This is a genomic window from Granulicella tundricola MP5ACTX9 (assembly GCF_000178975.2).
Lineage (GTDB): Bacteria > Acidobacteriota > Terriglobia > Terriglobales > Acidobacteriaceae > Edaphobacter > Edaphobacter tundricola.
The window spans coordinates 24579-46014 of record NC_015060.1; the positions used below are offsets into that span (position 1 = coordinate 24579).

20 protein-coding genes and 1 pseudogene are annotated in these 21436 nt (G+C 58.3%); 2 read left to right on the top strand and 19 right to left on the bottom strand.

The features are described 5' to 3' along the window. Positions 1–56 precede the first annotated feature (56 nt). From ACIX9_RS22890 to ACIX9_RS26615, 3 genes are all read right to left on the bottom strand, one after another. Positions 57–554, bottom strand: a complete 498-nt coding sequence (locus tag ACIX9_RS22890; protein WP_198152270.1) for a hypothetical protein — start codon at positions 552–554, stop codon at positions 57–59. 214 nt (positions 555–768) lie between these two features. Then, on the bottom strand, positions 769–1440 hold the full coding sequence (locus ACIX9_RS22895) for a recombinase family protein (RefSeq protein WP_013573267.1): 672 nt from the start codon (positions 1438–1440) through the stop codon (positions 769–771). Positions 1441–1586: 146 nt separating this feature from the next. Beyond that, a complete protein-coding gene (locus tag ACIX9_RS26615) occupies positions 1587–1982 on the bottom strand; it encodes a hypothetical protein (protein WP_013573268.1) in 396 nt (131 codons plus the stop codon). A gap of 387 nt (positions 1983–2369) precedes the next feature. Between ACIX9_RS26615 and ACIX9_RS22905 the strand changes: the two genes are divergently transcribed. Next, on the top strand, positions 2370–3341 hold the full coding sequence (locus tag ACIX9_RS22905; RefSeq protein WP_013573269.1) for a hypothetical protein: 972 nt from the start codon (positions 2370–2372) through the stop codon (positions 3339–3341). 257 nt (positions 3342–3598) lie between these two features. Here ACIX9_RS22905 and ACIX9_RS22910 read toward each other — a convergent pair whose 3' ends face one another. The 15 genes and pseudogenes from ACIX9_RS22910 to ACIX9_RS22980 all read right to left on the bottom strand — a co-directional run bounded on the left by ACIX9_RS22910 (position 3599) and on the right by ACIX9_RS22980 (position 20296). After that, positions 3599–3925 (bottom strand): hypothetical protein, encoded by a 327-nt coding sequence (locus ACIX9_RS22910; RefSeq protein WP_013573271.1) that lies wholly within the window; start codon positions 3923–3925, stop codon positions 3599–3601. 241 nt (positions 3926–4166) lie between these two features. After that, complete coding sequence (mobF, locus tag ACIX9_RS22915) at positions 4167–7787, bottom strand: MobF family relaxase (RefSeq protein ID WP_013573272.1); 3621 nt, start codon at positions 7785–7787, stop codon at positions 4167–4169. Between the two features lie 18 nt (positions 7788–7805). Next, positions 7806–9992 carry a type IV secretion system DNA-binding domain-containing protein gene (locus ACIX9_RS22920; protein WP_013573273.1) on the bottom strand — a complete coding sequence of 729 codons (2187 nt, stop codon included), beginning with the start codon at positions 9990–9992 and terminating at the stop codon, positions 7806–7808. Continuing rightward, positions 9993–10385 (bottom strand): hypothetical protein, encoded by a 393-nt coding sequence (locus tag ACIX9_RS22925; RefSeq protein WP_013573274.1) that lies wholly within the window; start codon positions 10383–10385, stop codon positions 9993–9995. A 232-nt stretch (positions 10386–10617) separates the two neighbouring features. Beyond that, positions 10618–10929 carry a hypothetical protein gene (locus ACIX9_RS22930; RefSeq protein WP_013573275.1) on the bottom strand — a complete coding sequence of 104 codons (312 nt, stop codon included), beginning with the start codon at positions 10927–10929 and terminating at the stop codon, positions 10618–10620. 25 nt (positions 10930–10954) lie between these two features. After that, a pseudogene (locus ACIX9_RS22935) lies at positions 10955–11872 on the bottom strand (CpaF family protein); the annotation flags it as partial. A 59-nt stretch (positions 11873–11931) separates the two neighbouring features. Continuing rightward, positions 11932–12798, bottom strand: a complete 867-nt coding sequence (locus ACIX9_RS22940; RefSeq protein ID WP_013573277.1) for a VirB8/TrbF family protein — start codon at positions 12796–12798, stop codon at positions 11932–11934. 162 nt (positions 12799–12960) lie between these two features. Further along, the gene (locus ACIX9_RS22945) at positions 12961–13857 is read right to left on the bottom strand and encodes a type IV secretion system protein (RefSeq protein WP_013573278.1); all 897 of its coding nucleotides are present in this window, start codon (positions 13855–13857) and stop codon (positions 12961–12963) included. A gap of 42 nt (positions 13858–13899) precedes the next feature. Then, the gene (locus tag ACIX9_RS22950) at positions 13900–14169 is read right to left on the bottom strand and encodes a hypothetical protein (RefSeq protein ID WP_013573279.1); all 270 of its coding nucleotides are present in this window, start codon (positions 14167–14169) and stop codon (positions 13900–13902) included. A gap of 51 nt (positions 14170–14220) precedes the next feature. Then, a complete protein-coding gene (locus tag ACIX9_RS22955; RefSeq protein WP_013573280.1) occupies positions 14221–15054 on the bottom strand; it encodes a hypothetical protein in 834 nt (277 codons plus the stop codon). An 89-nt stretch (positions 15055–15143) separates the two neighbouring features. After that, positions 15144–16523 (bottom strand): TrbI/VirB10 family protein, encoded by a 1380-nt coding sequence (locus ACIX9_RS22960; RefSeq protein ID WP_013573281.1) that lies wholly within the window; start codon positions 16521–16523, stop codon positions 15144–15146. 2 nt (positions 16524–16525) lie between these two features. Further along, on the bottom strand, positions 16526–17365 hold the full coding sequence (locus ACIX9_RS22965) for a TrbG/VirB9 family P-type conjugative transfer protein (RefSeq protein WP_013573282.1): 840 nt from the start codon (positions 17363–17365) through the stop codon (positions 16526–16528). Continuing rightward, a complete protein-coding gene (locus ACIX9_RS22970; protein WP_013573283.1) occupies positions 17365–19734 on the bottom strand; it encodes a VirB4 family type IV secretion system protein in 2370 nt (789 codons plus the stop codon). The genes ACIX9_RS22965 and ACIX9_RS22970 overlap by 1 nt, the downstream gene beginning before the upstream one ends. Beyond that, positions 19712–19978, bottom strand: a complete 267-nt coding sequence (locus ACIX9_RS22975) for a VirB3 family type IV secretion system protein (RefSeq protein ID WP_013573284.1) — start codon at positions 19976–19978, stop codon at positions 19712–19714. The genes ACIX9_RS22970 and ACIX9_RS22975 overlap by 23 nt, the downstream gene beginning before the upstream one ends. 12 nt (positions 19979–19990) lie before the next feature. Further along, the gene (locus ACIX9_RS22980; RefSeq protein WP_157478430.1) at positions 19991–20296 is read right to left on the bottom strand and encodes a hypothetical protein; all 306 of its coding nucleotides are present in this window, start codon (positions 20294–20296) and stop codon (positions 19991–19993) included. A 531-nt stretch (positions 20297–20827) separates the two neighbouring features. Between ACIX9_RS22980 and ACIX9_RS25290 the strand changes: the two genes are divergently transcribed. Continuing rightward, positions 20828–21106, top strand: coding sequence for a helix-turn-helix domain-containing protein (locus ACIX9_RS25290; RefSeq protein WP_157478406.1), 279 nt, complete (start codon positions 20828–20830; stop codon positions 21104–21106). Here the strand turns inward: ACIX9_RS25290 and ACIX9_RS26620 are convergent. After that, positions 21081–21242: a hypothetical protein gene (locus tag ACIX9_RS26620; RefSeq protein WP_198152271.1), complete on the bottom strand. Its 162-nt coding sequence runs from the start codon at positions 21240–21242 to the stop codon at positions 21081–21083. The two genes, ACIX9_RS25290 and ACIX9_RS26620, sit on opposite strands and share 26 nt — an antisense overlap. Positions 21243–21436: the final 194 nt, after the last annotated feature.

The window sequence follows — 21436 nt, forward strand, 5'->3', positions numbered from 1 at the left end:
CGGGTACGTCAGCGTCCCGACGATCCGAAAACTTCGACGTTTCCGAGGAACTGTGGCTAAGGGCACTGCGGGAAGGTTGTGCTGAGTAGGGCGATCGGCACACCGTCAGGTCTTAAATGCGTTGCCTCGAGAGGCTTACTGTGAGTGTTGTCTCGCCGCGCGCCTTCGCAGGTGACTTCTCTGATTTTGAGACTTACCGAGCCGAACATGAACCCCGAATTTAGAACCATCGTCTCGATGAAGTATTGCTCACCTCCGACGAGGTTCAGTGTGATGTGCGCTCCACTGTTCGAGTGCTTCGCTGTCCACCACGTTGCCGACAACGTGTGGAGACCCGGTGCCATATTGAACGTGATGAAGTGGCTTGGTTCCATGAAAGCCAGTTGGTGGTCTGCATCGAAAATACGACCTTTGAACGCTGCGGGATCATGGCCGGGCAGACCTCCCAGCATTGTCACTCCATGGGAGTAGAAGGTCACCTGAGCCGGAGGCGGCGCGACCGGTGAACCCTGGGCGAGCGCAGGAATGGCCGCGAGAATTGAGAAGTTGAGCACGCAGAGCCAGCATGAATCTAGCCCCATCCTATGTTTATCGCCACGCAATCCTTGCATACCTAACGTACGACCTCACCCCAGAGTTCAACTCACGCTAGCAGATTGCCAGACCATCTCAGTATCCCTCAAAGGCGACATTTGTTCGAGGTTGGTTTGTTCGACGATGCGCCTTGAAAGCGAGATTATAGGAAACCCTGGACCCCTTGGGTACTCTCTACCGTTCCATCGCCCTTTGAACTTGGACCGCAGACCAATGCCCAACTCTTCGGGGCGTTGGGATCCCACGGGCATTGAGTTCTGCGGCGATCGCGCGGAGCGAGCTCGCGCCGGTGGCTCGTATGGCTGTGATGGTTGGAACGAGCTCCGAGCGGACCTGGCTCGCTTTCTGGCTACGCACTTGCCGCGCAGCAGCTCCGATCTCTGCAAACCGCTCAGCCGAGACGCGCCGGCCGCCAAGCTTAGTTCCCCGTGCCTTTGCGGCGGCGAGGGCTGCCTTGGTCCTCTTCGAGATGGCCTCGGCTTCCTGCTCTGCAACAGCGGCCAAGATGTGGACTACGAACCGATTCGCCTGGGGCATATCGACAGCCACGAACTCGACGCCAGACTCCATGAGGTTCGAGATGAAGGCGACGTTGCGGGCCAGACGGTCCAGCTTGGCGATTACCAGGGTAGCGCGATGCTTGCGGCAGAGCTTGAGGGCGGTAGCGAGGGCAGGACGATCATTGCGCTTGCCGCTTTCGACCTCAAGAACTTCCTCTACAAGCGTCCAGTCTCCACCATCGAGAAAGGCGGCGACGGCAGCGCGCTGTGCTTCGAGGCCCAGCCCGCTTATGCCCTGCCGTGCCGTTGAGACTCTCAGGTAGCTTACAAACTTGCCGTTTTCCATCGCTTCGAGCACCTGTTACGTTTCTTCTACGTCCCTTGAAGCGGCGTTACTGCCAACCTTGGCCGGCCAGTTGGGTCGAATTGTTGATCTCTGACCCGAGAGCCTGAACTTAGCGAAAACACCGACTTTCCGGGAGATTCGATCCTTCATCTCTGCGGGGCAAGCTGCTTACATAGGGTTGCCTCTTCACAACGCCAATGGCGGCAGGAGTATGCGACAAATGCGTGTCGCAAGCCAATCCGCTGAAAAGACCGCAGGTGTGCGCCGAACTCGCAACTGAAGCCGGCCGTCTCCGCAGCACAGGTCTTTGGATAGTTAACAATCGTTGAGATCCTAGATCTAACGGCAGCGGGATAGGCTGGAAGAAATCCATCCAACACGTCGTCATACTGCCCGTCGGAGAGATCTTCTAACTTTTGGGAAGGGCAGAGGCGGTGTGTGTCAGCGTTGTATTTCCCCCAGGCGCTGCTCCAGTCAACTGTCTGCGTGTTGGCAGGACTAAAGATCAGCAGGAACGCCGCGATGGCTGCGATTGTTTTCATAGATCATTGAGTGTAGCCCGCAGGACGGGCGAGGTACTTCTCCAGTCGGCATATCGGAGCACACATGAACCTGCTGGAATGCGGCATTCCTTCAAAACGGCATGGTCGGCAACTTCGACCAGCGGAGACGGTCATCCTTCCAGTCTAACCGCTGAAGACAGGTTTGGCTTCTCAACGAGGGAGCACGAGTGACGTGTAAAAGGTGTCGAGTCACGATGGTGGAGCTCAAAGGCCACATCTTCCACGGAAAGCGTAAGTTCCGCTGTCCACTCTGCAGACGCGCAAAGATGAAGAAGCCGCAGAAACCACAAGATCGCTCATGACGAAGTTGAGTCGGTGAGTACGCAAGGTTAGACAACGACGCTCGTCCACTTCAGGAGCCACAGGATGCCTAAATACATCTATCCGGACATGCCAGAGATGGGAACAGAAGAGGACTACGAAACGCAGAGCTATTGGCCTCTCTGTTACCCGCGCATTTATGACAATGTGTCCGCCTATACCAGCCCGAAAGCAGTCGCCTTCGATCTTGCATCGATCTTTAGGAGTTACGCTCTGTTCTTTCGGAGGTCCCCCCACCAGCTCGACAGGGACACTCACAATGCCGGCATGATCGCCGCCGCCTCGTTTCATGCAGCCAGATTGACCGATTTGCGGGTTCCGACCTTCTTTGTAGAGCACGATCTTCTGATGGCTTTGTCTAAGACCACGCCTCCCGAAGCGATCGACTGGAAGGCTTTGCACCTGCCGTTCGATGCTGCCGTCTTTATTCTGCCTCCAGGGGCAATCACGATACCGGGGTCCGGCAGCATTGGCTTTCTGTGGTATTCCCGTGCCTTCGAGGGCAATAGAGTCCGCGTCCCCAGCGGGGTTGAGCACGATTTCACCCTCCCCAAAAGTCAGCTGTACATACGGACGGTTTTAGCGGAGAAACCCGGCAGTCCGGCCGTCGTGCATCACATCATCGATGGCGAAGCAAACACTCTTATAGATCTAAGCAAAGCACTTGAAGATAACGACGTCATGCCCGGTAGTGTTCCCTTCAGTGTTGCTGAACGTAGGCTTGGTGGCATGATTGCTGGTCTTGTCTTCAATCTTGTACTAGCGATGGCAGCACGTCCCGAGTTGCTGACCCAAGGCACGTTCAGCGGAAAACGGTCGAAGCGCGGGTCCGAGTTCTGGCAGCCCAATATCATCGGAAAGAACTATCGTGTTTCCGGCAGCGACGGCAAAGGAGTGACCGGCCTCACTCACCGGATGCACTGGCGACGCGGCCATTGGCGCAATCAGGGCTACGGCGTTCAACGAATGCAGCATCGGCAGGTCTGGATTGAACCGACTCTGGTCGCTGGGGAATAATCTGCAGAAACGATGATCTTGGTTCGGGGGCGAGGATGCGTCAGCGTACAGGTCTTCCTATGATCCGGTTTGGCAACACCAGGACAATTCCACCCGAAAGGATAGCGATGCCTGCCCACTCCTGCCAGTGTTGCCGAGAAATCCCAAACAACATGAGCCCCACTCCGATGAGCATACAGCCGAGCCAACGCTTTCCTAATGCCATAGCTCCTCCTTCAATTAGCCACTGGCTAAGCCTTCGGACAGACCGCATGCTTTCAGCTAGCGGGCGCAATCCTGGACAATACGAGCAAGTTTTCCGTGGGGTCGATTGTGATGCTGCACGGTTCGTATGACTCGACACGAGTAATGCCGTCAACGTGTAGATCAACTTGAGCGAGAATATCTTCGCTCTCTAGACTCACGAAGATCGTGCACCGCCAGTAAGCTCCGGCATTTCGCCAGAAGAGATCGCATTTCCTCCTGTCGCGATGTTTTTGAACGAAGGTGTCGTTCTCGCGAAGCCGGGAAACAATCCGTCCAAGCAAATAGGGGTCTTCAAACTTCTGGTTGGCAATTTCCTTGAGTTGCTGCGCATCTGTCATCTCATTGGCCGCTGCAATAACTATACAAAGACAAGCTCATGACGCGTAAGTTGTTCATTGCCGGTAGCTTCTTTTCCTTAACAGAAGGGGGCCGTGGAAATGACCGGCCTCTGCAAAGCGTGGAACGGAGAAACTGTCCCACCCTTTACACAGTCCGTTGGAAGACGCCGGTGCTGCCGGCGTCTCCCACATTTCGCACCGCTGCGGCGACGGGTGTATGTATGTAATTACAGCAATACGCTTATAGGCTGAGACCAATACCGTAGCCACGCTGAATCTCTCGTTGCGGGGGCTTTTGACCTTGTTCCTGCTGGGGCGTTTTCTCACGTTCGGGTGCCTTCTGTTGCTGAACTGCCGGGGCTGTCGTGTGAATGGACACGTCCCGGGCGTTCGCAGGAATGCTCTTCAGGCTCCTGGCTTCTGGGGTGTCCCCGGTCACGATGAACCGTTCTGCTGAAATGCGGCGTCCGCTTTCGACGGCGTAGCCGTGTTCGATGTGCCGAGCCTGCCTGGGCATTAGTTCGATCTCCTTGCCGCTGTCCAGCCGAACTTTCAGGCTGCCCCTGTCGTCGATCCGGGTGACGGTTGCAAAATCTCCTGCCCGGACGTTCAGCTCTTTGTCATTCCGAGTGATGCGGATTCGCTCGCCTTGAGAGATGGGCTGCTGCTCGGGGCGGTAGACCTTGGAATCGTTGGTCGCGGTCTTCAAGCGGGATGGGCTGTAGGTAACAAGATCATCCTGGCCCGTCCTGACGATGATGAGGTTGCGGCGGGAATCTACCGCTTCAACGGTAGCTTCAGTTTTCGGGAGAAGACCGTGCTTTGGACTTCCCTTGCCGTACTGGATCACGTCTCCGGGTTTGTAATCCGCCGCTCTGCCTTCCTGCCTGAAATGCTGCTCCTGTAATACAGTCCGAACTTCCTTGTTCGGCGCGAGTCGGCCCGCCTGCTGCAGCTCGGCTCGGACCTGGGCAGTGATGGCCGCTCGATCCGATTGTTTTTCTGAGAGAACAACTGTTCTGTCTCGCGTAGCGGCATACTCTTTTGCGACTGCGGAGATCCGTTCCGAGGGCTGGGCGTGCTGGTGGACCTTCCCTTGGCTTTTGAGCTTATCTATAGATACGTCCGTTTTCCCAGCTCGGAATCCTTCCACGGCCTTGCGCAACTCACTCTTTACCTCGGCACGTGGAATCTCGATGGCGGCGGTCTTCGAAATATCGACGGAAAGCCGCTTGCCCAGAGAATCGGCGTCGTTCGTGTAGATGCGTGCGTCCTGGGAAGCACGCGATACAGCGACATAAGCGAGCCTGGTATTCACCAGCGAGCGGGCTGTTCCGGTGTCGAAGTTTGCCAGAACGCGGTCCTGGGTCAATCCCTGCGAGCTGTGCGACGTTACGGCGTAGCCGTGGTCGAACTGCCGCAGCTTGGCAGGATCGAAGGTGACGGTGCGCTCGCCTTTGCCGTCCATCCGGACGGTCATCTGGCCCGGCGCAGCGGAGACGACGGTCGCGAGGTCGCGGTTTCGAATGTCGAGCGTTTTGGCATTCGTGGTGAACTGAATTCGATCGCCTGCGGCGAACTCGCGGGTGCTTTCCCGGTAGGCGTTGACGCCTCGCAGACGCTTCGGATCGTAGCTGACGATCTTCCCGTTCTCCAGCTCCACCGTGAGCCGATTCGCAGCGGTATCAATGCTGCGGACAATAGCGAAGCTGTCTTTGACGATGCCTTCGGCCTTGCTGCCGGTGGTGTACTGGAGAATGTTTCCGAGTTCGTAGCGAGCGGCCCAGGTGCGCTCCGCGCCGGTCATATCGTTACGGTTCGTGAGAGTGCGGAACGTCTCGGCGTTGCCGGAAAGGACGCCTTTCTCCTTCAGTTCCACCCGCACCGCCTCGTTCAACAGCTGACGGCTTTTGTTATCCGGGGAGACGATGATGGTGCTTTCCGGCTTGCTAGCGTAGTCGCGGGCTATGGCCTGAATGCGTTCCGGTCCGTTTGGAATTTCTGTGACCCGGCCTTGCTCGCGAAGCAATGCGATGCCGCGTTCGGTCTCATTCCGTGCGAGATGTTCGACCGCCCGCAACAGCTCGGGGTCCTTCTGCCGCACGATCTGGTCAAGCTGCGAGGTTCGCATTCCAGCGTCCTGCATCTGCTGGAAAGGGCGGCCTGCCTCTACGCCCTGGTGCTGGCGTATGTCTCCAATGACGACGATGTGATCGTTCGGTCCTACCTTGTCGAGGAACTGCCGCATCTGTTTCGAACTGGCCAGACTCGACTCGTCGAGTAGGTAAAGATGCCGCGCGTCGGGGTCCATTGCCGTTTTACGCTGGAGGAAACTTTGCAGCGTGTTGGCCTCGATTCCCGCGTCGCGGAGCTGGCCGCTGGCCTTCGACGTGGGCGCGAAACCTTCTACCCTGTACCCGCTCTTTTCCGCGCCCTCGCGGATGGTTTCGAGGGCGGTCGTCTTCCCTGTTCCAGCCAAACCCTGCAAGCCATGAACCCGGTCCCGCGTCGTCAGAATGTCCTCTACGACGCGCCGTTGGGAGTCGTTTAGAAAGCCGCGAGCGTTCGCCTGCTCTTCGGCCATCGCTGCGGTTGTGATGGAAGAAACAGTGTTCTTTCCCTGGAGTACGTGGTTGATGTTCGCCCGTTCCTGAGCGATGGTTTCGGGTGTGGTGAAGCGGCCAGCGGACGCGTACTTGGGTGCCTCGACAGAGCGGAACTCACCGGCTCTCTGCCTGGTCTGGAACTCTGCTCGAACCTCGGCGGCGGTCACGTCGCCCATTCCCCGACGAAGCGCATCCCGCAGAATGACCCGCTCGTCGGCAACGGCCTCGCGCTCAAAGGCGTGGGCTTTCGCGTATGTGACGGCCTCCCTCGCCTGGTTGGACTGCTCCGGGGTGACAGCATTCTCCCTGGTGCGGCTCCGGGCCGCGTTGATGACAGTTTCGTGCTGGTTGCCGAACGTGGCGGCAAGATCGCGGTGCGCGGCGAGTACCTGGGCAGAGGTCAACTCCTGCTTGGCTTCACGGGTGGCATGAGCGGCAATCTGGGCGGCTCCCGGCCCGGTGAAGCCGGCCTTTTCCATGTGCTCCCTGATCTGTGCGGACCGGGGGCTGGACGCCTCCAGGTACTCGGCAGAGTAGCCCTTGATCTCCGGTGCGCCGCTCTTCCCTGCCTCCATTTCGTAGCCAAGGTTCTTGAGCCTTTGGAAGAGTTCGGCCTGGTAGACGGCCGTCACATAGTTCTGGCTCTCAAAGAAAGCCTTCTCCTGCAAAGCTCGCGTCGATCCGTCCGCACGTTCGGTCACGTTGAAGATGACGGCGTGGGTGTGGAGCTGTGGGGCGGCGTACCCGTCTACCGGTCGGGCTGTGTCATGTTCGAAGGTAGCGGCGACGAACTTCCCGGTCGTCTCGGCAGGATTGTTGCCGCCGATCCGGGCTTGGGTAAACCGCTCCAGCTCGGCAAGCGCAACGCCAACGGCCTCGCGGTGAGCCTCTCGAACTCGCTCATCCCCGCCCACCAGAGCGGTCAGGGAAACCGACTTGGAAGGGGCGAACTGAGCATCCCATCCGGCTCGGTGCTCGACCGCTTTCGTAGTCGAACCGTCCAGGTTTTTGTACTCCTGGGCCTCCCTGTGTCTTACCAACTGCTCACCGGTTTCCGGGTGCTGCCCTTCTGCAAGCCGGTTGAAGGCGAGCGAGCTGACCTCGCCCGAAAGTCCAAGCGAAGCCGCCAGCTCACCTCTCCATTCGCCCCTCACTTCCTCGCCTTGCTGGTAGTAGCTCTGGGTCGAGGAAGCGTAGTCGAGCTTGTGGTACGTGGCGGCTTGTCCGGCGTTGAGCGCAGATGAAAGTGTGAGCATTTGAGCGGGGTCGTCCCTCTACATCTGGATGAAGTGGTGCTGATTTGACGGCTTTTCCGGTCCGGCTTTCGGAGGGTCCAGCTCCCTTGAAAGACACTCTTCCTGAAGGATTTCTGCTTCCAGTTCCGGCTCCGGCTGGGCCTCCTTCTGCTCAGTCTTCTTGCGTGATTTCCGGCTCTTCCTGTGCTCGGTAGCCTCCGTGCCCACCTCTCCTCCTGGGGCCGGTGCTACCGTCTCGGCGGCTTCCGTCACCACGGTTTCTGCCTCCTCGGGAGGCTCTTCAAAGCCAGCGGTCGGGGTTGCTGGTGCCTCCGCCGCAGCCGCATGTTTGGAGGCGGCTCCGGGCTTTGGAGGGCGCGGTTTCAGCGTGTCGGGGTCGAAGCTCAGCTCCCCTTCCGCGCCGGTGCGACTGACAAAACCGGGGCTCACTTTCGGCAGGCTGATGTAGTTGAAGTTGAACTGCGCGACGTTGTTTCCGTGCTTCAGGTAGGCGTGTAGATCGTCCAGTCCGGCAATCTGGGACTCCATGACGAGCGGCTCGATCTGCCGGTCAAGGGAGTAGTTCCGGCCCTGCTTTGCCCCGTCGTGTTTCGTCTCCTTGACGCGTTCGATCTCGACGTAGCCAATGGCTTTGGAGATCCACTGCGCTGCGTTGGGTTCCGCCGTCTTCATGAAGAGTTTGGTGGCCGGTTGGGACACCATTACCTCGGCCAGCTTGTCGCCGTAGATGGCCTGGAGCTGTGCCCTTCCCTGGAAGCCAAGCACCATCGGGTTCTTCGATTTGCGAGCCTCAGTGAGGGCAGTATGGAGCTGCGGGAGTCGCTGCAGGCTTGCCAGCTCGTCGATCACAAACCAGACTTTCCTTTGGTTCGGGGCGGGTTCATTCATCAGCCGCATCACCAGCAAGTCAATCCAAAGGGAGTGCAGCGGACGGAGTGTGTTGCGCTCGGTCGGACGTGACGTAATGAACACCCAACCCTTGCGAGTTTTCGACCAGGAGCGGGCATTCCACTCACCGTTCGCCTCCTTCTTTGTTGGTAGAAGCCGGAATGATTTTGCCACGATTCCGAGTGAAGAAAGTACACCAGCCCGCTGTGGCCCGGCGTTCCGGTCGATGTAGAACGCCATCTCCGTTCCTTCCACCTTTGCGAGTAGTTCGTCATCGCTGGCGAGCCAGTCTGCGAGCTGATGAGGGGTTGGTCCGTACTTCAGAAGGTGGGCGAAAATCTGCGCTGGCGTCTGATGAAAGAACTCGTCTTTACCCTCGCCCGTCGGCTGATACAGAGAGGAAGCAACGGCGTCTGCCTCGGCGTTGGACTCAATTTCCTGGGCTGGACCCCAGTAAGGGCAGCGAGCGTCCAAGGGGTTCAGAATGATGTCGCCGCGCTCCGCGTCGAAGAATTTCTGGACGTATTCGGTCGCGGGATCGTAGACCACCGCAGAGTCTCCGCGCTCCGCTACCTGCATGAGGAGCTGGGTAATCAGCTGAGTTTTACCCACGCCGGTATCGCCCATCATGAGGAAGTGCTGCGCTTCTTTCCGGGCCGGAATCCGAATCTTTTCCTCCATGTCAACCGAGTTGAATCCGATGCCGTCGCCCTTCTGCTTGCGCACGAACTCCTCGGGCTTCATGAGGACGGGTCCGCGTAAGAGGCGACCGTATTTCATCTGCCGGAATCGCTTCATTTCCGCTGGAATGCTCAGGGCGAGCAGGGCCACGAGCGAGAGTGCCGCCCATCCCAAACTCACCGCGTAAGAGCCTATGAAAGTGTCCCCTTCGAAGATCGCGCCGCGAAGCCAGCGGCTCATTGCCACGTCGGTAAACGTCTCTGGCTTACCGGTGTAGAAGCCCCGGTATCCCTGAGAAAGTGGGAGAGCGGAGAGCTGGACCGGCAGGCGGTGACCGTCCGGGAATACTGTTTCGCCGTCTTCGAAATCGACCGGCAACGCTCGTCGCGGCTGCACCTTCGGGCCTCCAAGATAGACGAGCTGGTAGTTCCCGTGCGCCTTGAAAAGTGCTCCTGCGGAGCTGCGCAGGTAGGCCCCGCTGTAGGCTTTTTCGAGCGGCGTCGTGCCGAATCGCAGGTGCTCCCAGCCGAACAACAACGTTAGAAGCAAAGCGAGACCAAGCGCGAAATACGAATAGATCGGAACGTGCGGCGGGAAAACCAGTGTCTCTTTACGGCCCCATGCGTTATCCGGCATTTACTGCTCCTTCTGATCGTGGCGGTACTGTTCCGTCACCTGACTGGTGACGCTTCGTTTCTCTGCGCGAACGTGGTCAAGCAGGGCGCGGAACTGCTCGTCGGTATAGTCCTCTCCAAGCGCAATTGGTCTCAGAAGATTCACCAGAAACATGCGAAGGCCGATGAGTTCCGTAAGCAGAATGTCGTCCTTCGGGCGACGTGCGGCGGCTAAAAGCTCCTCACGACCCCACTCACCAAGTGCCTTGCCGTGATGCTTCGCTACTGCCTCCAACTCGGCTAATTCGTCGGGCGTGAGCTTCACATTTGCGCCGCATCTTCTCGCGAGTCGTCCCTTGGAGCGGCGCAAGCGAGAGTCGAGGTCGGAGACCTGCATTGCATGTAGTTCGGACATTCAAAGCCTCCTTTTACAAAGGGTTCTAACTGCAACCCGCAGGGTTCTTGTTAGAACCCGGAATGTCCTAAGCTGTACATTCCAGACATGTTGCCGGACGGTAACTTCTCCGGTGCTCTACACCACCCTGGAAGGGATGGAGTGTCATCCTTCCCCATGTGCGCAGCACATTTCGGTTTTCAGGGTGGGTAGAGGCTGCGGTTGCTGTTCCTGCGAGGGCGATTGCTGCGGGCTACTTGGAGCCCACAGCATGAGGAATCGCACCGTTCGTCGCACCATTGCCAGCGCCATTGTTCTTGCTAGCGATGGTTGCGGCGGGCTTCTTGATGCGAAGGGCGGCAGGAGTCTCGCCGCCCTGATGCTGCGTGAGGTATTGCTGAAAGTCCTTGTCCTTGGTAAACACATACTCAAGGGCCTGGTTCACCACATCGTCAGCGGATGCCTTCGCGAAATGTGCGTACTGGTCAACCCGCTTCGCGGTTGACTCTTCAAGTCTTACGGTGGTCTCTACCTTCTTCGAAGCCTGGATGCTGAGCAATGGCATGGTGAGTTCTCCTCTTCAAAACTGGTTAGGCTGCGTGGCTGGAGTCAGACGCGGAATAGATCACGTCGTGGTCATACGTTTGGGTGTTCTGGTCGTAGCCGCGAACATGAATCAGTTCGCGGACCCGGCGCTTTCCATCGGGTGCTCGCTCGCAGTACAGGGCGAAGTCGATAGCTGAAGCCGTCTCAGAACGCATGAAGGAATGATTGAGGTTTGGCCTTGCACTCAGAGCAAGGTTGGCAAGCCGTCCGAGTGCGTCAAGGGCACTGCTCGCGTGGATGGTGGAGAGCGTTCCACCATGGCCGGTGTTCATGGCTTGCAACAGGTCGTAGCCGCACTCATTGCGAATCTCGCCCATGATGATGCGGTCGGGCCGGTGCCGTAGAGCAGCAGCCAGCAGTTCGCTTGGGGTCACTGCAACCTGGCCGGGAATCGCATCGACTGCCTCCCACTGCACGGCGTTTGGGTGGGCAATCCGCAGCTCGGATGGCTGCTCAATCACGCATAGCCGCTCGGTCATAGGAATGTGGTCTAGCAGCGCTTTCATCAAGGTCGTCTTGCCGCTGCCGGTTCCACCCGCGATGATGCCGTTCTTTCTCTGCATCACCAGTCCTACAACGAAGTCCCGAACCTTCTCCGGGAGACTACCGGACGCCACAAGCTGATCGCTGGTGAACCACTGGTTGAACTTGCGGATGGTCAGCGAAGGTCCGTCCTTTGAAGCTGGCGGGCCTACCACCGCGACGCGCGAACCATCGGGCAGCCGGGTGTTGAGGATCGGGTTCTGACTCGTCAGATCCTGTCCGAGAACACGCGCAACCCTCTCGATGGCAGCGGTGAGACGCTCATTGGTGTACGGGTCGGAAAGCTCGATCTTCTCGACCTTTCCTGCACGGTCGGCGAACACGCCTCTGGTGCCGTTCACCATCAGGTCAGAGATCGTCGGGTCTAAAAGGAGTGCCTAAATCTCCTTTGGAAAGTACGGCAGAATGAGGTCGTAGCTCACTGCTGGCCTCCACTCTGGGCAGCCATGGACGGCGCGGCTTGGACACCTGAACCGGTTCCTGGAATGATCGGTCTTCCTGGTGAGGCCGGGACGAAAGCCGATCCCGCCGGCTTCTCGTTGTTGCTGTCAAACCCGATGCGGCTCTCGTGGAACTCGGTGATGGTGAGACCGAGCGGATTGATCGTCTCGAACTGGGGAAACCGCTGCGACTGCTGGTTCACCTGGGCCGGGTTGATGTAGTACGTGACAGACAGCATCCAGTGCTCGGTACGCGGTGCCTGGGAGGTTCGCGATGAATAGAGCTTGTCGAGGTTCACTAGCGCCGTTCCCCTCGCCAGAGTCACGTTCTGGACCGTCTCCTCGCTCATGGCTGTGATGGTCACGTTCTTTACTTCCACCTCGCTCTGCTCCGTCTGGCCGGACATTACCTCCGAGATTTTGTGATTCGTGTTGTCGTCGGCCATGCCCTGAGCTGCAAGCGGCTGGGAGAGAAAGTAGTAGTTGAGCGGGTACTTCTTCGCGACCGTTTCCTTGTTGAGCGTGAACCGGTAATTGGCCCAGTCCGTAAGGTAGGTGCGCACCTCGCCTTCGCGCGGGCTGTACTGGAGATCGCTGTACTGGATAGCCTGCGCCCGGCCCATCTCATCGATGCGAACGTAACGGTTCACCAGCGGTTTCTTAGACAGAGAAGCGATGGTTACCAACGATCCAAGCAGGGCGATGGATAGCGCCCCAATCACGAACCGGCTCGTCTTCCGCTCCGCGTAGTGAGAGGCATAGACCTCATTCGCAATCTGGTCAGTGAGCATCGCTTGCTGGGGCGTCCATGCTGCGTCGGTGAGCGGGGCGGTTTGGGTTGCCATGTGAGTTCCTTTCGGGTTGAGCGCTGTGGTGGAAAAGAACGCGGACGATTGCGACGATGACAGCCACCAAAAGAATCCACCGGAAGATGCGCAGCAGCTTTCTGGGAGCGGCTGGGTGGATGAGTACCGGGTGTTCGTCATAAAACGGAGGTCGAAACATAGCTACACCCCTACAAGGGCTATCAGTTGAGAGCCAACGGATTCAGCACGGCCAGCCATCCCGGCAGCCCCGCCGAAGATCGCCTGGGTCAGGCTCGGAATGAAAAGCATGTTGAAGATAAAGGCGACAAACATCGTGATCACGGGCACAAGATTGGCGAGCCACATTGCAATGGAGTAGTCCCCGTTGAATGTCTGCTGAAGGAACGTGGTGAGGAAACCGGCCCAGACGAAAAGGAAGGCTGCAGCGACGGCTCGAATCATCGCGAAACCAATCAGCACATCGATGTACTGGAAGAACTTCGAGCGGAAAGAGTTCGTTAGATAGAGCGGAATGAACACTGGTCCGAACAGAGCCGACACGCCGTACAGAATGAACGAGCTGATGTTTATAAGGAAGAGAATGGCCGACGACACACCCAAGATTGCTTGCACCACCATGTAGCAAAGAAGCTCAAGCGGAGCTGTAAGCGACGGCGTGTCCATCTTTGTTGAGGCCTCACGGAGAAGGCTGGTAAGGGTGTTGAGAGAGGTTTGGTCTAAAACCTGTGCCAGCGCCTCAGCAAGGTAACTGAACAGATGGTTAAACCCGAAGCTGGCACCTGGGAATGGATTTACCCAGAAGTGCTCCAGCAGGGCGCAAAAGCCGAGCCTAAGCATGAAACGCATGACGGTTCCGGCATCCACACTTTGTGGACGAAAGCTGATGGTCCAGTTGGCCGTATTGATTGAGATGACCATCTGGACCAGCATCATGATGGCGACGAAGCTGAGCAGAGACATGCCGACACTCGTCAGCACGCCGCCGTTCTGAGTCGTTAGGTTCGTAAGGTTCTGCGCAAAGACGGAGAGCCAATTCACACCCTGAGCTGGGGCTTGAAACATCGCTAGTAGTGCCATCGGAAGTCCTCAGAATCTTGGCGTCGTGGTGGTTGTAGACAGCTACGGAAGGTAGTTGTTCCAGGTCTTCTGCTCATTCGCAGGCATCTTGCTCTTGGAACGGCGGATTGTGTCCACCTTCTTCGCTTCGTCCTCGCGATACTTCTGATCCGCTGCAGCCTGGCGCTGCTGTTGTTCAAGGACGGCAGCGGTGCGAGCTGCCGCCGCTGCCTGGTCCTTGCGGATGCCGTTCTGCCTGACCAACAATCCACCGATAACGGCAAGTGCTGCAAGGATCGCGATTAGAAGTTTGGTGTTGATAGCTTTGAGCATCCGGTGTTTCCTCCTCGACGGTTAAGGCTTCGACATGCCCCGCAGAGATGGTTATGGAAGGTAGTTATTCCACGTATCGCCCTGGTTCTCGGGGTGCTTCGGAGCAGTGAGATTCTGCTGCCGAATGTACGCGGCGGTGTTGAGGTCGCGTGCAGCGGCGTTGCGTTGCTGCATGTTTTGGATGGCGAGCTGGGTAGCGATGCAGGTATGGAGCGATCCCTGGGCCTGCTGATCGTTCATCTGCTGAACCTGCCCGGCGTTGAGTAGGTTGAGTTGCTGCACCTCACTGTTCGTGTCGTCGCTGCCGTCGAGCTGCTGTTGCTGCAAATTCTGCTCGGCGGTGCTGCCTGCCGCCCTCGCTGCGCGATAGGAACCGACTGCGTTGAGACAGTCGGGTGAGGCTGCATCGGACGCCTCGATCATCGCGAGCTGGGAGAGCTGGGTGGACGATCCAACCGACTGCCCGCTGAGCAGGGTGATGGTGTCCGTGGACAGGGAGACGTTGCCGTTCTTCCACGCCGAGTTTGCGGTCGTGGCCGAGTCGGAGTTGAGGGCGACGGTGAGGCCGTTTGTCTCACCGAAAGTGTTGGCGACGTTGACGTTCTTGAGCTGGTTGAGTTCCGTCTTCCAGACCGTCTTGATGGAGAAGTTCTTGAGGCTGGCGACGGTCGTGTTGTACTGGCTCTTCGCCGTGGTGTACATGTTCGTGAGGGTTGAGAGCTGCGAAATCAGGCTGGCGTACGACGTGGGATCGAACACGATATCGCCTAGTCCAAAGAGGGCAAAGCTCGGTGTGGCGGTTCCCAGCACCAGAGCCATGCCAACGATCCAACGGGTACGGCGTTTCCTGAGAGACGCCTTGAACGCGGTGTAGCTGGGATTCATTGCATAGCCTCCTCTCGGTACATCGAATGCAGGAAAGTTGAGCAGCCTCAACGCGAGACTGCGAAGGGTGTTATGCCTCCTTTCCGGGGTTAGAGGGTGGGATCGACGCGATGTTCCGCGTAGGAAGGAACGAGAAAGTCCTGGTTGATGTAGACCCTCGCGCGGGACCCTTCCTTAACGGTGATGACAGGCAGGCGGCTCAGAAACTTGTTGAGGACCTGTTCAGACTCCGCGGCGGTCTGGGACGAAATACCGTTGCGAATCTGGGTTCCCGAGTCGAGGACGCTGCCTGAATTTCCAACCTGGGCCAGCCCGCCGATCCCGCCCACTGCGGCGGCGGCAACGAAGCTGGAGAGGTAGTGATTGTTGACGCTGGTCGCCAGGCCGGTCGTACCCAGCGGGTCAAGTCCGGTAAAGCGATTGAGGTCGAGTGAGAACCCGTCCGGGCAGATGGCTCGGTTGAACGTCACCATGAGCTTGCGCTGGCCAGATGCGCCGACGCTCTGGACGTTGCCGATAAGCCGGGTGCCCTGCGGGAAGAGAAGCTGCTGGTGGTCATGCGAGTAGTAATCGGTCGTCAGCATCACGATCATGGGACCGGCAAGTGCCCCGTCGATGTGGTTCGTCACCACTCCCTCGAACACAGTGCCTTCGAACACGCGGTAGAGCCTCCCCTGAAAGCCATCGAAGTCATACGCCGCAGTGGGGTCGCGCTGGGTTGTGGAACGCCGGTCTGAGACGCTCTGAAGCCCTTCCGAGCCTCCTGGAGCTCCGTTCCGGGCCGACAATGCATTCAGGACTCCGCCCGGCTCGTCTGACGCCACTGGAGACCCTTCTGCTTCTCCTCTGGCTACATCCTGGCCCTCTGCACGGTCCGCGAGCACCCCGCTTGCTTTGCCGGAGCTGGTTCCCTGCCCTGCCGAGCTGGAGAAGTCGATCGCTACCGTGTCGCTGGCAAGAGCCTGCTGGTGCTGTTGTTCCCGGAGCAATGCTTTTTGCTTTGCCTGGGCTTGGGCCTCCGACACCCCGGAGGTCTTCTGCGGGGCGTTGGGATTGTTGCTGCCGTACATGGCCTGGCGCTGGGCCGGGGTCATGGCCGGGGCGGTGGCAGATTCGGGGCCGGGGGTCTCCTGCTGCTGCTGTAGGATCGCTGCTTGTGCGGCGATTTCCTGCTGGCGTAGCAGCTCGGCCTGGTCGTGCTGGGCCTGACGTGCCTGGGCAGCCTGGAAAGAATTCACCTGACCGGAATCGCTGACGACGGGCTTGCTCGGCAGGGCGCTTTTCGCGGGTTGGTTTTTGGCGTGACCGCTTGCGAGATTGCCGACGTTGGCAATCCCGATGATGCCGACGACAACACACGCTCCAATGACGAGGGGCTTCGAAGTCTTGAGCGGTGCGGTGGCCTGCGGCTGGCCCGGAACGGTCGGGTTGTGGTCGGGCGTGGAAAGATCGTTATGCTCATCAACCATGGCTAGTTCACCCCCTGCCGCTTGAAATCAACCCGCTGCTTGCCGATGGTGAGGTAGCCCTGGAGCATGGTCTTGTCCACGGTGTAGAGGCCGTCGTTGTAGCTCCAGTTGATGAGGCTTCCCTTCCCATCTTTCAACTCGTAGAGGACCGGCGTTTCCTGGAACTTGCCGCGCAGATAGGTGAACTTGTCGTCCCGCCAGACTTCCTGAAGTCCCAACCCATCGGCCTTCTTGCGGTCCCATGCGTAATCGAAGTGGAGCTGGCCGGGATACTGGCTGCGATAGCTCTCGGCCTTCGCCTCTGCCTGCTTCCGCTCCGTCGCCTCCTTTGCCTCTGCCTCGGCTGCCTCGCGCTTCGCCTTGTCCAGCTCGGCGGCAGGCACGAACACGGGTAGGGTCACCAGCTTTTCCTTCCCGGCCTGGTCGCCCGGCGAGATGAACACCTTGGAGTCGTAGTGTGGATCTGCGTCGGCAGAGACCTCGCGGAGCTGCAGCGTGTACTCATTGCCGTGGTCCGATACGATATGCACGTCGGTTGTGCTGTTCGCCACCTTGGGCTTGATGGAGATGAACCGGCTAGCGACGTGCCCGCCGTCGAATACCCAGCTCGACGTATCGCCTCCGAACACCGTCGCAACCTTCTCTTCGGCTGGCAACAAAATCAGGGTGGATTGAAGTAAACCGGTGCGGATGACGGGGGGCGCTTCGGTCTCCGCGATGACGATGCTCCGGGGCGCATTGGCCTGGATGCGAGGCTTGGTTGTGACGGTCTGACTCAGGGCCGGAATCGCAGCGGAACCGGTGAGCAGGAGCGCGGTCAGGATGTTCTTGGAAGTCTTCATTACGCCTGTTCTCCATTCGCGAAGCGCTCGATGCCTTCGGTGAGGCCATACTTCTCGACCAGCTTCGACCGGCGAACGCGGTCCTTCGGGCGGGTCGAAAACTTGGCGTAGCTGCGGTTGTCAAGATTCAGGGTCACCACCTTGGTGAGCCCGTCGCGGCGCACGTACAGCGCTTCCCTCTCCCGCAGCGACTCGAATAGATCAAGCTGCTGGGTCGTGAGTTTGAATAGCTCGCCGTAGAACTTCCGGTTGAAGGTGGCATCGGGCAGAAACAGGAACGACGTGCATGAGTTCACGATGCTGTCCGCATTCGCGCCCAGGTCGTTCGCACTCTGACCGATGAGTGTGACACCGCCCAGGTTCTTGCGGACGGTCTTGATGGAAGCGAGAGCAGCGTCGAGAAGCTGCGAGTTCTTCATGGCCGAGAACAATTCCTCGATCATGATGTGCTTGGGAACGCCGAGGTTTTTGGGGTCGTACAGGACCTCATTGATCCGGCGCAGCAGCCAGACCATCAACGGCTCTACAAGGTCCGCGTGTTGGCCGGTGATGCCCTGGAAGTCGAAGCATTGCAGGCGTCCCAGCGATAGGCTGTCTTCCACGTTGTCGAACACCGCGTTGTAAAGCCCGCTACCAATCCACTTGGAGAGGTAGCGCTGCAAGTGCTTCGGCAACAGGATCGCGGACAGCCTGCGCAGGTGCCGGTCCAGGTGGTACACGCCTTTGACCGCACCGAACACCGTATCCTCGTCTTCCGGTGTTAGCACAGCACCACCGTTGGTGAGGAGAAGCTTCACAAACGAATGCAGGAATTGCAGGTTGTCCTCATTCGGTTCCAGCGCGAATGGGTTAACGCGCGGACCATCTTTTCCAACCTTGTCGATTCGGCCTCCGTACAGCTCGACCACGGACTCATAGCTGTTGCCGATATCGAAGATGTAGGTAAACCCGCCGTACTTCTGCTCGAAAGCAATCAGGTTATTGCCGTGTATCGACTTGCCCGATCCGGTTGGTCCCAGAATCAGCATGACGCGCACACCGTTCACATACACGTCCTGGAAGAAGGGCGTCCGGGTGCGGGTTTCGAAGACATTCAGATACTCGGAATCGAGGTCTTCGGAGACCGGGTGGCCGATGTGAGGCGCGAACGCGAGAGACATCCTGGCGTGATGATCTTCCCCTAGCCAGAGCGGAAAGACGTTGAAGCGCTGATTGCCCGGGAACATGGTGTAGAACGACGACAGATTCCCCAAAGTCTCCTCCATGACCTGGCACCGGGCTTCGACGAAGACGCGATGGACGGCGGGAATCGCATCGTGCAGCTCGGCCTTGCTCCTCGCTGCCAGCAGCAGCCGCATGGTGTATTCACCCTGCGCCGTTCTGTCGAGCGAATGGATAACCTCGCTCAGCTCATCCACATTTGTTTGCGCAGCCTTGGCCCCGGCTCCCGTTTCAAGTGAAGCGGTGTCCTTGCCGCTCATCACGCGGGTCAGAATGCCGACCTTGAAGAAGCTGATGAACTTCTCCTGGTTCTCAATCTCCTTCCGCGCCGCCGCTCCAGACTTTGGCCGCCAGCTCGTGCAAAGCACGCTGTCGCAGTCGAGTGTCATGAGGCCGGAGAACTGGCAGGGCCGGGACGTGTCCGGCGTGTTCATGAGGGAAAACATCTGCACGTAGCGCTTCCCTACCTGCAAGTGGTCGTTATGCCAGCTCACCGGGCTCTTGACGATCTGCCGGTCCACGCCGGTGTCGCTGCCCAGCCGGTCAAAGTCTGCCCATGGCTCCAGGTTGTAAAGGTAGGAAAAGAACGCGAACGCCTCGGCTTTGAGTAAAAGCCGAATGCCCAGCACCGTGCGCAGATGCTCCTCAAGGATGGTTGCAGCCTTTTCCAGGTTGCGAAGCATCCGAGCGTTCTCCCCGGCGTTCTCATGTGGCTTCTTCTTGAGCGCCGCGGTCTTCGGAGGTTCAACAGTCAAACACCAATACAGGTCGATACGTCGGAAACCCGCCCGCTGGTCTAGAAAGTTCAGGCGGTCGCTGACGAACTTCGCAGTGACGGCACTAGCGTACTGACTCTGTCGTGGCAGGTCGTAGCCGTTCAGCACCCGGCAATATTCATAAAGGCAGGAGTGCTCAGGCATGCCGCGCAACGCACCCTGAATCATGCGGACGCGGGACTCTAACTCCTGATCGGTCAGGCTCTCCTCGTCCGCTCCGCGAAGCGAAAAGACGCAGCCGTATCCACCACCCTTCAGGGCAAATATGGTCGGGGTTAGAAAGCGTGAAATCGGAACGATGGAACACGCGGCACCGGCCTTCGTGTACCAGGGCGTGAGCTTGGGGTCGTTAGTCGCTTTTGCGAGGATCATAGTAGCTCTTCTGGTACAGGCTGTGACCCCAGAGCTGGAACATCTTGGGGTGATTGCGGACGGTGAACCATGCCGCCGCCACCAGCAAGGGAAAGCTGATGACGGCAAGCATGCGGAAGCCAACGAGGAAAACCGAGACCGATACGAACACGATGGCCATCCATGCCGACAACTCCAATCCGAGCTTGGTTCTGGAACGGTTCATCGCCTGGTTGATGGGTAACGCTTCGCCTCGTTTGGTCATGGTCTGGATTCCTTACTGGTTGACCGACTGGCCGGTCAGAGACGAAATCCAGCCCGCACCCCAGCCGAGTACGCCAGCGCCGAACAGAGCACCGAACAGGCCGGGGATTGCATCCTGGAAACGGCCACCCATGAGGCGTATACCGGCGAAGATCAAACTGCCGAAGCAGATGACAGCGCCAGCGTACACCGCGAACGTTTGGAAGCTCTGCATCAGGGTTTTTGCCTGGCTAAAGTCCATCGTGCCCTGAGCATGGGCAGCCGTCGCAAAGGACAGAGCTATGAGCGAGGGTGCGATAGTGCGAACAAAGTTCCTCATTTTCTGCTGCGTGAGTTGCCGGGCCCAACGGTTGGGACTGCGCGAATCAAGCTGTGTCTTCAAGGGAATCTCCTGGTTAGAAGCCGCGTCGTTGTTGATATTTTTGGCTCTGGCCATACGGGTCTAAGCATGGGTGCCAAGCACCATTTCGCGAGTCAGCTTCTAATCGGTTGTGGAAGGAAGTGCTTAGGTGAAAAGCACTTCATCTTCATGGTGGTGTTTTTGGATTCAAAAGTTGGGTCTATCCAGCCATCTGAACCCGTAGATGGCTTAGATACGTGCAGCTTGATTACATACATGAGTACCTATGTTTTTGGGTACTCATGTATGTAGGTGCAGCATGACTTAAGTTGTAGGCCGCTGTCAACCTCGCTTCTGGAATCGGTAGAATGGCCGGACAGGCTTACAGAGGATTCAGCTTGGCATTGCAGGATCAGATCTCCGTCACAGGAGCCGACCTGCCACTCACGGTGCAGCTTGTCCTACTCGCATGAACTATTTCTGGTAGAACTCGGGAAGAAGCTCCGGCAGATGCGCATCGACCGTGGATGGTCTCTGCGCGACATGATCGCGCAGCATGGTTTTCATCTCGCTCACTGGCAAGGGTTTGAAAAGGGCAAAGGCATTTCTGTCCGCTCCCTGCTGCGTCTTTGTGATGTTTTCAACGTTTCACTGGAAGACTTGATTGCGGGTCTAGGCAGGAGTTCTTCGAGCGACCAGAGCGATCCAGCTGCGCCAGAGACCTTGCCCATAAGAAAGCAAGCCACAAAGAAGAACGCCAAAGCTAAGACTGTTCGATCTGATTCCTGAGCAGCTCCAGCTGTTCTGCATCGCAGATCTGCGCGCTTGTGACCTCCGCATCGAATACCGGAACGCCGTCGAGAACCAGATGGTCCAGGAACTGGTGCATCGCTTCGATGATCGCTGCCGCGCGCGGCTCGGCCACAGTAAAGCACGACGTGATACGACAGTAAGACATCTGGCCTTTGACAAGCGCTCTGGAGATTTGCCGGTATTGCAGTCGTACATGTTTGCTCACCACGGCTCAGCCGCTCAACGTGTTCTCCCCTTGTAAGCTGATAATTTGGTGCTGGCTGTAACACTTCGGTTCCCGGCATGACCCATTGGTATCCCTCTCCA